The organism is Cellvibrio sp. ARAG 10.3 (genome assembly GCF_051846955.1).
Lineage (GTDB): Bacteria > Pseudomonadota > Gammaproteobacteria > Pseudomonadales > Cellvibrionaceae > Cellvibrio.
Genome location: NZ_JBPYCU010000015.1, coordinates 67,595 through 80,989, shown reverse-complemented (window position 1 = coordinate 80,989; position 13,395 = coordinate 67,595). Strand labels below are relative to the sequence as shown.

The window sequence follows — 13,395 nt, the reverse complement described above, 5'->3', positions numbered from 1 at the left end:
GCTTGCTATAAGGAAACAGGAAGCCAATATGATTACGCTTGTACAAGACTACTTCTGTGCATCGGCCCGGCGCTTTCCGGACAAACCGGCGGTGAGTTGTGAGGGCGATGTATTAACCTTTGCGCAGCTGGATGGTTTTTCGAATGCCTTTGCGCGAGCTTTGCAGGCGGCGGGTGTAAAACGCGGTGGTTTTGTGCCATTTTTTATGCAGAAAAGTGTGCGCTCCATCCAGTCGATCCTCAGCATCCTCAAGGCGGACTGTGCCTACATTCCCATCGATATTAATTCGCCAGCACAACGGCTGGAGGCGATCCTCAAAGCCGCCAATGCAACCGTGTTGATCGTGGATGATCACAGCGAAGCATTATTAAAAACGCTGTTACCTGAAAGCACTGTTCGGTTGATCAATATCAGCCACTACAGTGGCGGCGATGAGTCGCCACTTGACTACAAAAACCTGTCCATCGATATCGCCTATGTACTCTTTACGTCCGGCTCAACCGGAACGCCCAAAGGGGTGATGATTCCTCACAAGGCAATTATTGATTACATCGACTGGTGCGTTGAAACCTACGAACTGACAGACCGGGATGTTATTGCCAACCATGCGCCGCTGTACTTTGATAATTCGACCTTCGATCTTTACACCGCTTTCAAAACCGGCGCCACCTTGCATCTGGTACACGAGGAACTGAATGCGGTTATTCCGTTGCTGGTGCGCTGGCTACGCGAGCGTGAGATCACCACCTTTTTCTGTGTGCCTTCAGTATTGACTCTGTTGTTGAAATCCCGTCGTTTAAAGGAAGACAGTTTTCCACAATTGCGGCACTTGATCTGCGCGGGCGAAGTTCTGCCGGCGGACATCCTGGCGGAGTGGATGCAGCGTTATCCGCATCTACAATTTACCAATATGTACGGCCCCACGGAGATTACCGTGGATTGCAGTTATCACATCGTCCGTGAACGCCCCGGTCCCGATTGCATGAGTATTCCCATCGGTAAGGCGCGTAAGAATATGGAATTGTTTGTGCGCCAGGCGTCGGGGGAATTGTCTACCGAGGTCGGCGCCGAAGGCGAGTTGCTGGTGCGCGGCACCTCCGTCGCCTATGGTTATCTGGGGGATGCTGAACGCACGCAGAAGGTCTTCATCCAGAACCCCAAGAATCCGTATTTCCATGACCCTTTGTACTGCACCGGCGACCTGGTGCGCATTGACACCAATGGCGACTTTCTGTTCCTGGGACGCGCTGATGACCAGATTAAATTCCTCGGTTATCGCATTGAGCTGGGCGAAATTGAAGCCAACCTGATGGCATTGCCCGGTGTAGAGGAAGGTGTAGTGGTGTTCAACAACAGTGAGAATGAGAACGAGCGTGAACTGGGTGCGTTGGTCAGTCTCAGTGACGGATATACGTTGGACGCGCTCACGAAGGATTTGAAGTCCCGCTTGCCGCCGTATATGGTGCCGACGCGCTTGCGACTGATCGAGGGCGAATTTCCACGCACGCCAAATGGCAAGTATGATCGCAAGGCGACTAAACACATCGTCTTTACAGCGGTGGAATAATGAGTATCCCGACGCAAGATCATCAACGTTACCACCTGGTAGACCTTATTCGCTTTATCGCGGCGATGATGGTGTTGATGTATCACTACACCGCGTCCGGTATCGGTAATGTGATGAATGACCGATACAAATTGCTGGCGACCAAGGATTTGTATCCGGAATTTTTCTGGTTTACCAAGTACGGCTTTTTGGGCGTACATTTATTTTTTATGATCAGCGGTTTTGTCATCCTGGCATCGGCGCTGAATCGCAGCGCAATAGAATTTGCGATTTCCCGGGGAACGCGGCTCTACCCGAGTTACTGGGTGGCGGTTATCTTTACCACCGGCGTGTTGTTTGTTTTCCTTGGCTCGGACTTTGATGTCACCCTCACCGATTTTCTCGCCAATATGACGCTGCTCAACGATTACGTGGGCATAACCGATATTGATCCGGTCTATTGGACGCTACATGCGGAACTGCAGTTTTACGGCTGCGTGTTTTTACTGATCCTGTTGGGCGTTGTGCAGCATTATCGTATCTGGTTGAGTGTATGGATTGTGTTAACGATCTGTTATGCAGTCTTTCGCCAACCCTTCTTTATGCCCTGGTTTATTTCACCCGCGTATTCATCCTATTTTATCGCGGGCGCCGTTTTTTACCTTGCGACGAAAGATGGCTTTAGGGCATTTCATATCGTCATGCTGGTAACCTCGCTTGCACTGGGATTGTTTTATATTTTTCCGCAGACCGATGAATATATTCAGGGACATCAGCTGCGCGATCAGTTAATTACCTCCGCGATGATCATCAGCTTTTACACGCTCTTTCTCCTGATAGCGTCCGGGCGTTTGAGTATCCGGCGGTCAGCCAAGGTGGCGCTGCTGGGTGCGCTCACCTATCCCCTCTACCTGACCCATCATGTGGCTGGCCGTTACCTGATCGATTACCTTGATCCTATCATGAATAAATACGTCATCCTGTTTGGTTTGATCGTTGCTGCATTGCTTGTTGCTTATGTCATTACAGAGTTGATTGACAGGAGATTTGCAGGCTTCCTGCGCAAAGTCCTGACGCGGTTGTTAGTGCCGCGTCGGAGTGATGCAGGACATTTATCCGATACATCGTCCTGAGCAACACCCGGACGTCTTCTGTTCAATTATGTAGACCTGTTATATGAGTGAGAGACACCGTTACCACCTGATTGATCTGGTGCGTTTTGTTGCTGCCTTTATGGTGATGGTGTTCCACTACACCGCGCTCGGTGCAGCAGACGTTATGGAAGGACGAAAAAGACTGCTTGCACCTATGGAGGTATATCCGGATTTATACCCGGTAACCAAATATTGGTTTTTGGGTGTGGAATTGTTTTTCCTGATCAGCGGCTTTGTGATCCTCGCCTCGGCGTTAAACCGTAGCGCACTGGAATTTGCTATCTCCCGTGGCACTCGCTTGTATCCCACCTTGTGGGCAGCGATTCTGTTCACCACGGCGATACTGTTTTATTTTCATGGGCCTTATTTCAACATGAGCCTGGTGGATTTCTTCGCCAACCTGACGCTGCTGAATGATTATATGCATATTGGCGATATCGATCCGGTGTTCTGGACCTTGCATATGGAATTGCAATTCTATGGTTGCGTATTTTTGCTGATAGTGTGCGGTATTGTGCAACGGGTTCACTGGTGGTTGGCCGCATGGATGGCACTGACAATTTGCTATGCCGTATTCAAACAGCCATTCTTTATGCCCTGGTTCCTGCCGCCAGCCTACTCAGCTTACTTTATTGCTGGCTGCGTGTTTTACCTGGGCGGCCAACAGGGTTATCGTTTGTTCCACTGGATTATGCTGGCATTGTGCGTGCTGTTAAGTGTGTACCACGTACCCGCCCTGGTTCGACAGTTTATTGAAGTGGAACATGCCGCTGACCAATGGATCTGCACCGGTATCATCCTGGGGTTCTATGTATTTATGTTTTTGATTTCCATCGGGCGCCTGAACATCAAAGCCTCGTCAACGATTGTTTTGTTGGGTGGGCTGAGTTATCCCTTATACCTGACGCATCACATGTTTGGCCGCTATTTGATAGATCTGCTAGCGCCAGTAGTCAATGCGTATTTACTGTTGTTGGGATTAACGATTCTTGCCATGGGTTTGGCGTTTATCATTTATGTCGCAGTGGATAAACGCATGGCAAAAAGTTTGCGAGCGTTTTTAACACGATTGCTGGTAAATCCGCAAAAAAGTGTAACGATTAGTGGATGAGTTGGATTAGATAGAAGCGGGAATTGGGTGGAGACTTCTGAGACACGCCGTAAACCCATCCGTGGGGGCTCGACAGCGGCATCCTTGCCGCTGACGGTCTCAGAAGTCTCCACCCAATTCCCTTCGACGAGATAATCGCACTGAAAACCCAGAGAGAATAATGAAATGACAGAAACCATGCTTGAAAACCTCAAAGACATCTTTCGCTTCGTCCTACAACTACCTGATGACGCGAGCGTAGAACAGGTCAACCAGGACAACACACCCAAGTGGGATTCCATGGCACAGGTCTCGCTGGTGGCAGGCATTGAAGGTGAATTTGATGTGCAGCTTGAGTTGTCAGACGCTATGCAAATTACCTCGTTTGAATCCTGCGTGAAACTGCTTGAGCAAAAACTGGGTCAATAGCGCAGCGAGCCCGCAACGACACTGGAGCCGTTATGAAATTCCTGCAAGCCCACAGTCTGTTAAAAGGATTCAGCTCCGATAAAAAGCAGCGGCTGACGTTGGTTATGTCTGGTCAGCCGGAGAATCTGAGTTTATTTCTGCGTGCCGAGTATGCGCTGCGTGGTGTGGATGGCGAGATACAAACGATACCGTTTAATACCTTGCATCAATATCTGTTAACGCCGCAGGAATCGGGTGTTGAGGAATGCTTCCTGCTTTTTCCCTGGGATTTTCTGCCGGCGCTCGATTGGCGTTCCGGGGTTAACGAAACGCTACTGGCAGTTGAAGAGATTGCACAGCGGCTGGACAGCATCGGCGCATTGTTCCAGCAACGCAATGCCCATTTCTTTTATGTTCAGGCGCCGGTCTTGCCGCTCTATGCCAACGCGGCAGAGAATCTACGGCTTGGCAAACAGTTAGTGGCGCTGGCGTTACAACTCAATGCTGAGGTGTTGTCGGCTGATTTTTTTTCGCTCACCAGTTATTTGAATTTTGGCGTGCCAGTTGCGAGCAACCAAAGTGGTGAACTGGCGGACATAATTATCCAGACTGTGCTGACGCCGGTGAGTCAACCCAGGAAGGTGCTGGTGACAGATCTGGATAACGTCATGTGGCATGGTGTGATCGGTGAAGAGGGTGTAGCGGGGGTCAAGGACAGACCTGAGGCGGAGGGTTACCCGCATTTTATTTATCAAACCCTGCTGCGCAAACTGAAGAACCAGGGGGTTCTGTTGGCGGCGGTAAGCAAGAATGATCCTGATCTGGCGCTCGCGCCGTTTCAGCGTGCGAACGCTGTATTGCGCGAAGAGGATTTTGTTACAGTATTGGCGAGTTATGAAGGTAAAGCGGCGCAAATAAATGCCTTGATGGCGCAGTTGAACCTGGGGCTGGATGCTTGTGTTTTTGTTGATGACAATCCGGTAGAGATTGCGGCTGTTGCCCAGGCTCTTCCGTCCGTAACCTGTGTGACCTTTCCGGCCAAGGTGGATGGATTTGCCGCGTTGGTTGCGCAATTGGACCAATTGTTTTCCACTACCACGCTAACCGAGGAAGACAAACAGCGCACGCGCCTGTATCGGACTCGCCTTGCTGGCATGTTGCCCGTTGCATCCACTGAAGTAAATCTGGACACATTTTTGCGCGAACTGGAGATGGTGTTGCATATCGCGGATCGAACCCATGCGCAGCAGGAGCGCGCAGTGCAGCTTATCAATAAAACCAATCAATTTAATGTGAATGGTGTGCGTTACACAGAAGCAGAGGTTAACGATATTTTGCAGCAGGGCGGTCGCTTATGGACGGCCAGTTTAAAAGATAAACACGGCGATCACGGCGAAATTATTGCCTGTCTGATGGATCGGGACGAACATATCGTATCGCTGGTCATGTCCTGCCGTGTGATGCAGCGCAAGGTAGAGCAGGCATTTTTAGGTTGGTTGGCAGGCCAGGTTTTGACGAAAGAGCATATCTCCCTGCGTTATCTCAAGACAGAGCGCAATACACCGGTAGAACACTTTTTGATCGCAGAACAATTTATTCTAATTGACGGTACGGCCAGGATTGCACGACAGGATTTTGCGCAACAGCAGCAGACGGTTATGTCATGGTTTACGCTGAGGGTACAGGAATAATCATGATGACAAACCCTCTTGATGTTCAACGTCATGCATTCTGGTTGCGCAGCGCAACCGGCGAACAAAGTTTTACCTGGCTGCATCAACCGAAGCGTCCAACAATAAACGCCGTGGGCGTGATCATTGTCGGGCCCGTGGGGCCGGAATATATGCACAGCCATCGCTCCCTGCGTTATCTTGCCGATCAACTGGCGGCTAAAGGCTTCGCGTGTTTGCGTTACGATCCTTTGGGAATGGGTAATTCATCCCATGAGCTTGCCGATGAATCTGTTGCCCGGGATTGGCTGGCTACTCTGGCTGCGGCCAGTGATTTTTTTCGGAATGCCTTGAACGTTACCGATGTCGTGCTGCTCGGTTTGCGTTCCGGTGCATTGGTAGCCAGTGCATTTATCGCCACCCATCCGGTGAAAGGGGCGGTCTTCTGGTATCCCTACCTGAAAGGCTCGGCTTTTGTGCGCGACCTGCAAATTATTGACTCCATGTTGCACCTGTCCACTGAGGGCGGCTTTATCGAAGCGGGTGGATATCCGTTATACCCGGCGACGCAAACCTGGTTAGAACAGATCGATGTGCTAACGCTGCAAGCGGGACATTTGCAGCACGCTTTGATCATCAATAACGCGGCGCAACCGCCTACAAAAAAATTACAACAAGCGCTTGCTGCGCAGGATGTTGTCGTCACGCAACAGAATTTATCCGGCCTGGAACGGATGATGAAACAAGCGGAAATCACCGAGGTGCCGGAAGACAATATCGCGGCGATTATCGATTGGCTGCACACCACTTATGCTATTGAGCAGGATAATCCGCTGCTCGATCAAATGCATAACAACGACTTGATCAGTGACGGCTTTCGTGAAGAGGCGTTAACTATTCCGGCCGCGCGACCGCTATTTAGTGTGATGACCGAACCGGCCACACCTGACAACCAGAAACCTTTACTGGTATTTGTTAATGGCGGTTCCGGCCACCATGTCGGACCGAATCGTCTTTACGTGGATGTCTGCCGGCGATTGGCAAAAATGGGTTTCAGCTCTGTGCGGCTGGACCTGAGTAACCTGGGCGACAGTGCGCAGGATATTACTCCCGCCAGCCACAATCCTTATGCCCTGACGGCGCCCGGGGATATTGCGGCGGCGGTGTCATTTTTGCGGGAGAACACGCCTTACCAACGTTTTGTGCTCAGTGGTTTGTGCTCGGGTGCGCACAACAGTTTCCAGGCTGTTGTGCAACATTCATTGCCCGAGGTGTGCCATATAATGTTAATAAATCCCTTGGCATTTTATTGGAAGCAGGGCGATTCCCTGCTTGCGCCGGAAGACAGCCAACACGAAGCGGATGCGGCTCATTACAGCGGGAATGTGCGTAGCCTGGGTAAATGGATATCGCTGTTTACCAGTCCAAAAAAGTTGCGCAACGCCCTGGCTTTTGCCGTGCGATTGGTGCAGAAGAAATTAATCCGCTTGGGCAAACAGCTGGCAGGTGCGTTGGGTTTTGTGCAGCTTTCGCCACTGGAGAAAGATTTATTGTCGCTTAACCAACGAGGCACCCGAGTGACTTTGCTGATCGGTGAAACGGAGCCGGGTTATCGTTTGTTGATGGCTCAGGCGGGTGCCACGGTCAAGCAACAGGTGGCCAAGGGGCAGATGCATATTGCAATCATCAAAGACGGCGACCACACCTTTTCTTCGCTGGCCAGCCGCCGTCAGTTGATCGACTTATTTATTGAACAATACAAACTCTAAAACCGCTGTTATTGTGCTGCGTTAGTGCAGCGGTTTTTGAAACAGAAAGATAAATTTATCCGTCTTGTTCATGATGCCTTTAGCCCAGATATCCTTGGTGTAATCGTCGGCAGGGTTGCGCAGAATATCCAGCGACTTAACGAACTCAAAACCTTCGCGCTCGAAATCTGCACGGGCAAATTCTTCATCAATGCGGTGTAAGGTTTGAGCCGCTTCCTTACCTGTGCCCACAGTAGCCGCATGGTCAATGACCAACACCAGCCCACCGGGTTTCAGGGCATGTTTGATCTGCGCAAAAAAGGCATCGCGATCCGCCTCAAAACTGGGGTCATTGGGGCGCTTCACATAGATGTCATGGTAAGCAAGGGATAGCCAGATCAGGTCAACATCCTCCGGCAAATTCATCTGCGTCCACTCTCCATCCACCCGCGTCACATTCTTCAGGCGATTATTCGCCAGACGGGCCTCCATTTGCGGTTGGGTGAAATGCAGGAATAACGGGGTATTCGCCAGATAAACCTGGCCTTCATCGCCGACAACCGCCGCCAGTAATTCCGTATACCAACCGCCGCCGCCCAGCAAATCAATCACCCTCATGCCCGGCTCAACACCGGCAAACGCAAGAATCTCCGCCGGCTTACGCTGAGCATCATCGCGTCGGTCTTCTTTAGGGCGCAGGGGATTAAAGTACACAGCAGTCTGATAAATATTGGCATCATGCTCGGCCACCGGCGCCTTCTCACTGCAACCGATCAACACCGCCAATACGCTTAGAAGAGAGCCCAGCTTGATCATGTCATATCCCTCGAAGAACGAAATGTCTGATGGTAGAGCGTGGAAACCAGGAACCTCGCGCAATGCGAGTTTGGCGTTAGGGTTGTTGTTTCGAAACCCTCAAGTCAGGGACGACTTGAGGGAGCTACAAGGATGTATGCATGCGTTTTCGAAACAACAACCCTAATGACAAACGTATTACGAAGTGCACGGAGTAGCAAATCAAAAAATTACTTTATTTCGCCGCTTTGTAGCGCTCAGCCGCATCCAGAATTTCCTGGCGTGCCGCATCAACACCGGCCCAGCCTTCCACCTTCACCCACTTGCCTTTCTCCAGATCCTTGTAATGCTCAAAGAAATGCTCGATTTGCGACAACACAACCGGCGGCAAGTCATCAGTAGATTGCACCTTGCTATACAAGGTCGTGAGCTTATCGTGAGGCACAGCCAGGATCTTGGCATCGCCACCGGCTTCGTCGGTCATCTTCAACACACCGATCGGACGGCAGCGAATCACTGAGCCCGCCTGGACCGGCTGTGGGAACAATACCAACACGTCGGCCGCATCGCCGTCATCGCACAAGGTATGAGGAATGTAACCATAGTTGCAGGGGTAATACATGGCAGTGCTGACAAGGCGATCGACAAAGAGGGTATTGCTGTCCTTGTCAATCTCGTACTTGATTCCGCTGTTCATCGGGATTTCGATAACAACGTAAATGTCATCGGGCAGGCTTTTACCGGAGGGAACTAGATCGAGGCTCATATGTGTGCTCACCTGGTTGAGTGTGGAAATTTCAGGGGCGCGATTCTAACACAATCCCAAGGGTGCTCAATGTGCGGCAGCCGACGTGCCGGGGAGGCATAGCGCGGGTTAAATCAGGTAGATGGCGGCAATCAGGGCAACCACAATGATGATCAATACCAGCCACCATAACCCGCTTTTGCGCGGATCAGTGTAGGTTGGTTCAATGCGATTACCGGGTGACGTGGGGCGGGTTTTCCAGCGTTTTGGCTCGTGGCTGGCCTGGCGTTTTTCTACCGGCTTGGTCAGCGCCTCAATAGAAGGGCGGATACGGGTTTTGTGCTCAACACTCTCCGGTCCCACCAGGCGAAAGCTGTACACATCAATGCGCAAGCGATCACCGCTGTAGGCGACGGATTCTTCAATGCGGCGTTCATTGATAAACGTACCGTTGGCCGAGCTGAGATCTTTGACGCGCAGGCTGGTGCCCTGGACCATGAGTTCGGCGTGGCGACGGGACAGATGGGTTCCGGGGATGACGATGTCGCATTGGGTGCCGCGCCCGATGATTACTGACTGGTCGCGGGGAATTTCAAAGCTCTTGCCCGCCAGCCAACTGCTGTCGGACACCAGACGCCAGGGCGGGGTTTCGTCGCGGCTCGAGGGCTGGGTGCCGGCGCGGTGCGGGTCGAGCACTTCGATCTCCACAGCCCCCAGCTTGATAACATCGCCGGGCAGGATCTCTTTATGGGTCACCCGTTGGCCATTCACAAAACAGCCGCTCTGGCTGTTATTGTCTTTCAGGAAGACTTTATTCTCGCTGCTGATCAGACGTGCATGCAATGGATCGATCCCTTCATCTCCCAGCACCAGGTTATTATCTGCCGCACTGCCGATGCTATAGAGCTTCTCCACCACCCATAAGGGGGGGTGACGATTATCCTTGAAATGAATTTTCAGCATCTTGCAGTCCGCGCACTGGTCCTGAAGGGGATGGAAGTAGGGGCATTATATAAGCGATACTTTTTACTAAAGCAATAGACTCGGAGCCAGATCATGACGTCGGACAATCTTTCAGCCCCACCCCATGCCTCGCACAGAGTAGTGATCCATTATTGCAACCTGTGCCGCTGGATGTTGCGCGCCGCCTGGCTTGCGCAGGAACTATTGAGCACCTTCGACGGTGAGCTGGACGAGGTCGCTTTGCACCCCGGCACCGGCGGTGTGTTTGAGATCTGGCTTGGCGATACCCTGATTTGGGAACGCCAACGGGACGGCGGTTTTCCCGAGGCGAAGGAACTTAAGCAGCGCGTTCGGGATCAATTATGTCCGGATAAGCCGCTGGGCCACAGCGACGGTCACAAACGCACTCCATGACACCACCTTTTCGCTTGACCGCGGAGTTTTGTTTGCAAGGAACCACCTGTGCTTCATAATAGCGGCGTTTTTTGCTCCGCTTGCCCCAGCCGCCGGCCGGTTTCCCTTATTGGTTAATGGCCAATGATCAAGCGACATGCACCAAACCCTTTTCATTAACGTATCTGTGATTATTCATACGGGATTCATGTCCTGCCGATGTATTGCACAGCCATTGGGCGTCATGCCGGTTGTGTGCTCAACTCAATAAGGCCAACACATGCTGCAAAGATTGTCGTCGCTGTATCAGGTTCTGGTTGTCAAACGTCCGTTCATTACCCTCAGTGTGCTGTTCCTCGTCGCGCTTCTGGCTGCGGCAGGATTACCCAACTTCAAACTGGATGCCTCTGCCGATTCCCTGACATTGGAACACGATACGTCCATTGATTACCTGCGCGAAATCAGTAAACGCTACCAGCGCGGCGATTTTCTGGTGGTGACCTTTACGCCCCACGAAGATCTTTTTTCGGATAAATCCATTGAATTATTACAACAATTGAGCGCGGAATTTGCGCAGGTCGAAGGTGTGGAAAGTGTTTATTCCATGATTGATGTGCCTTTGTTGTACAGCCCTATGCGCTCGCTGGCAGAACAGCAGGAATCGACCCGGACATTGTTGACGGAAGGCGTGGATCGTGAACAGGCCAAACAGGAATTTCTGACCAGCCCGATTTATCGCGATATGTTGCTAAGCCCGGATGGCAAAACCACCGCGTTACTGCTCAATCTGGAGGTCAACAATAAGTACATCGAGATGGTGCGTCATCGCGATGCGTTGCGTTGGAAGCGTGATACCGAAGGTTTGAGTGAAGAAGAAAAAATAGAGCTTGAAAAAGTCAGTAAAGAATTTCTGGATTACCGCACGGCACAGGCCGTAAAAGATCACCAACGGGTGGAGACCGTGCGCCAGGTGATGGACAAGTACCGCGGGGATGCGCAATTGTTCCTCGGCGGCGTGAGCATGATCACCTCCGACATGATCACCTATATCAAAAATGATCTCGTCGTTTTTGGTATTGCCATCCTGCTGTTTATTGTGGTGATGCTTGCCTTTATTTTCCGCCAGTTGCGTTACATTATTTTGCCATTGGCAACCTGCATCATGTCCGTCCTATTGATGCTGGGCTGGATCAGCTGGATCGATTGGCGATTGACAGTCATCTCCTCCAACTTCGTGGCCTTGCTGTTGATCCTAGCCCTGGCGTTTACCATTTATATCGTGGTGCGCTATCGCGAACTCCATGCGCAATACCCTGACTGGACGCAGGCCGAACTGGTATTGAAAACCTCGCGCATGATGGTTGTACCCTGTTTCTATTCCGCGCTGACCACGATGGTGGCTTTTATGTCGTTGTTGATGAGCGGCATTCGCCCGGTGATTGATTTCGGCTGGATGATGACCATCGGTTTGATCGTCGCCTTCTTCTTATCTTTTGTCTTGTTGCCCGCTGGCCTGATGATTTTACCTAAAGGTGAACCCAAAGATCGCGGTGATCAGTCAGCGGCGATGACCATGCGCTTTTCCCGCTTTGCAGAGCTTCATGGTGGCAAGGTATTGCTGGTTGCCCTCTTGGCTGGCCTGATCAGTATTTTTGGTATTACACAACTGCAAGTGGAAAATCGATTTATCGATTACTTTCACGAAGACAGCGAAATTCATCAGGGCATGAAAGTTATCGACCAGGAGCTGGGCGGTACAGTGACCCTGGATATTATCCTCGACGCTGATCCCGCGTGGATGGCGAGCACGGAAGAACCGCTGGAAGATGATCCATTCGCCGATCCCGAGGCCGAAGAAGGCCCTTTTGCCGATGAAGAAGATCCGTTTGCTGATGATCCTTTCGCCGATGAATCCGCTGAAAAAGCGCCGGACAGTTATTGGTTCACGCTGAATGGACTGGACGAAATCAGAAAGCTGCATAACTACCTTGAGTCCTTGCCCGAGGTTGGGAAGGTTCAGTCGCTGGCGATTACCTATCAGCTTGCACAGGACATCAATGGTGGCCGCCTGAATAATTTTGAGTTAAATGTGATGCGCCGGATGCTGTCCGATGACATCACCGATTTTCTGATCAGGCCATATCTGTCAGATGAGCATCAACAAGCGCGCATCTCTCTGCGTGTCAAAGAAACCACACCGGATTTGCGTCGCGCTGAACTGGTAGAAAAAATTCGCACCTATGCCATTGATGAGGTCGGATTAAAGCCGGAGCAGGTAAATTTCACCGGTATGCTGGTGCTCTACAACAACATGTTGCAAAGCCTGTTTCAATCCCAGATCGCTACCATCGGCGTGGTGTTTGTGTCGATCATGTTGATGATTCTGGTGCTGTTCCGCTCATTCAAGATCGCCCTCATCGCGATCTTGCCGAATATGTTGGCGGCGAGTGTGGTGTTGGGCGGGATGGGATTGGCCGGCATTCCGCTGGACATGATGACCATTACGATTGCTGCCATCACCGTGGGTGTTGGGGTGGATCAGGCGATCCAATATTTTTATCGGTTCCGCCAGGAGTTTGCGCAGACGGGTAGTTATGTAGAGTCGATGCACAATTCGCATGCCTCGATCGGTCGCGCTATGTATTACACCTCGGCGACCATTATTGTTGGCTTCTCGATTCTGGCATTGTCAGAATTTATTCCGTCGATTTATTTTGGTCTGTTGACGGCGTTTGCCATGTTTGCGGCGGTGCTGGGTTCGTTGACACTATTGCCGAAGTTGATTTTGTTGTTGAAGCCGTTGGGGGCGGAGCAACCCAAGGCAGAATAGAGGATCATTGCGCTGTGATTTCTTATTAATGTTTGATTGATTGTTGATCCAAT

At 51.2% G+C, this 13,395-nt stretch carries 11 protein-coding genes; 8 read left to right on the top strand and 3 right to left on the bottom strand.

All coding sequences use genetic code 11. The features are described 5' to 3' along the window. The first annotated feature begins 28 nt into the window (after positions 1–28). From ACSV5M_RS16875 to ACSV5M_RS16850, 6 genes are all read left to right on the top strand, one after another. Positions 29–1,567 carry an amino acid adenylation domain-containing protein gene (locus ACSV5M_RS16875; protein WP_439177562.1) on the top strand — a complete coding sequence of 513 codons (1,539 nt, stop codon included), beginning with the start codon at positions 29–31 and terminating at the stop codon, positions 1,565–1,567. Further along, a complete protein-coding gene (locus ACSV5M_RS16870; protein WP_439177560.1) occupies positions 1,567–2,679 on the top strand; it encodes an acyltransferase family protein in 1,113 nt (370 codons plus the stop codon). The genes ACSV5M_RS16875 and ACSV5M_RS16870 overlap by 1 nt, the downstream gene beginning before the upstream one ends. 43 nt (positions 2,680–2,722) lie before the next feature. Then, positions 2,723–3,811, top strand: coding sequence for an acyltransferase family protein (locus tag ACSV5M_RS16865; RefSeq protein ID WP_439177559.1), 1,089 nt, complete (start codon positions 2,723–2,725; stop codon positions 3,809–3,811). A 165-nt stretch (positions 3,812–3,976) separates the two neighbouring features. Next, positions 3,977–4,219, top strand: coding sequence for an acyl carrier protein (locus tag ACSV5M_RS16860; RefSeq protein ID WP_439177557.1), 243 nt, complete (start codon positions 3,977–3,979; stop codon positions 4,217–4,219). A 32-nt stretch (positions 4,220–4,251) separates the two neighbouring features. After that, positions 4,252–5,889 (top strand): HAD-IIIC family phosphatase, encoded by a 1,638-nt coding sequence (locus ACSV5M_RS16855; RefSeq protein WP_439177555.1) that lies wholly within the window; start codon positions 4,252–4,254, stop codon positions 5,887–5,889. A 2-nt stretch (positions 5,890–5,891) separates the two neighbouring features. Next, on the top strand, positions 5,892–7,637 hold the full coding sequence (locus ACSV5M_RS16850) for a serine aminopeptidase domain-containing protein (protein ID WP_439177554.1): 1,746 nt from the start codon (positions 5,892–5,894) through the stop codon (positions 7,635–7,637). 21 nt (positions 7,638–7,658) lie between these two features. On the opposite strand, the gene ACSV5M_RS16845 is transcribed toward ACSV5M_RS16850, so the two are convergent. The 3 genes from ACSV5M_RS16845 to ACSV5M_RS16835 form a co-directional block, all read right to left on the bottom strand. Then, entirely contained in the window at positions 7,659–8,432 is a 774-nt protein-coding gene (locus ACSV5M_RS16845; RefSeq protein WP_439177552.1) for a class I SAM-dependent methyltransferase, read from the bottom strand. Positions 8,433–8,646: 214 nt separating this feature from the next. Beyond that, positions 8,647–9,177, bottom strand: a complete 531-nt coding sequence (ppa, locus tag ACSV5M_RS16840; RefSeq protein ID WP_439177551.1) for an inorganic diphosphatase — start codon at positions 9,175–9,177, stop codon at positions 8,647–8,649. A gap of 108 nt (positions 9,178–9,285) precedes the next feature. Next, entirely contained in the window at positions 9,286–10,119 is an 834-nt protein-coding gene (locus tag ACSV5M_RS16835) for an FHA domain-containing protein (RefSeq protein WP_439177550.1), read from the bottom strand. A gap of 93 nt (positions 10,120–10,212) precedes the next feature. On the opposite strand from ACSV5M_RS16835, the gene ACSV5M_RS16830 reads away from it, so the two are divergent. Both ACSV5M_RS16830 and ACSV5M_RS16825 read left to right on the top strand, forming a co-directional pair. Further along, entirely contained in the window at positions 10,213–10,533 is a 321-nt protein-coding gene (locus ACSV5M_RS16830; protein WP_439177549.1) for a SelT/SelW/SelH family protein, read from the top strand. 259 nt (positions 10,534–10,792) lie between these two features. Beyond that, positions 10,793–13,342 carry an efflux RND transporter permease subunit gene (locus ACSV5M_RS16825; RefSeq protein WP_439177547.1) on the top strand — a complete coding sequence of 850 codons (2,550 nt, stop codon included), beginning with the start codon at positions 10,793–10,795 and terminating at the stop codon, positions 13,340–13,342. Positions 13,343–13,395 lie beyond the last annotated feature (53 nt).

Bases quoted from the DNA above. Each gene is read 5' to 3' on its own strand.
- ACSV5M_RS16875 (WP_439177562.1), top strand. From the start codon at position 29: ATGATTACGCTTGTACAAGACTACTTCTGTGCATCGGCCCGGCGCTTT.
- ACSV5M_RS16870 (WP_439177560.1), top strand. From the start codon at position 1,567: ATGAGTATCCCGACGCAAGATCATCAACGTTACCACCTGGTAGACCTT.
- ACSV5M_RS16865 (WP_439177559.1), top strand. From the start codon at position 2,723: ATGAGTGAGAGACACCGTTACCACCTGATTGATCTGGTGCGTTTTGTT.
- ACSV5M_RS16860 (WP_439177557.1), top strand. From the start codon at position 3,977: ATGACAGAAACCATGCTTGAAAACCTCAAAGACATCTTTCGCTTCGTC.
- ACSV5M_RS16855 (WP_439177555.1), top strand. From the start codon at position 4,252: ATGAAATTCCTGCAAGCCCACAGTCTGTTAAAAGGATTCAGCTCCGAT.
- ACSV5M_RS16850 (WP_439177554.1), top strand. From the start codon at position 5,892: ATGATGACAAACCCTCTTGATGTTCAACGTCATGCATTCTGGTTGCGC.
- ACSV5M_RS16845 (WP_439177552.1), bottom strand. From the start codon at position 8,432: ATGATCAAGCTGGGCTCTCTTCTAAGCGTATTGGCGGTGTTGATCGGT.
- ppa (WP_439177551.1), bottom strand. From the start codon at position 9,177: ATGAGCCTCGATCTAGTTCCCTCCGGTAAAAGCCTGCCCGATGACATT.
- ACSV5M_RS16835 (WP_439177550.1), bottom strand. From the start codon at position 10,119: ATGCTGAAAATTCATTTCAAGGATAATCGTCACCCCCCCTTATGGGTG.
- ACSV5M_RS16830 (WP_439177549.1), top strand. From the start codon at position 10,213: ATGACGTCGGACAATCTTTCAGCCCCACCCCATGCCTCGCACAGAGTA.
- ACSV5M_RS16825 (WP_439177547.1), top strand. From the start codon at position 10,793: ATGCTGCAAAGATTGTCGTCGCTGTATCAGGTTCTGGTTGTCAAACGT.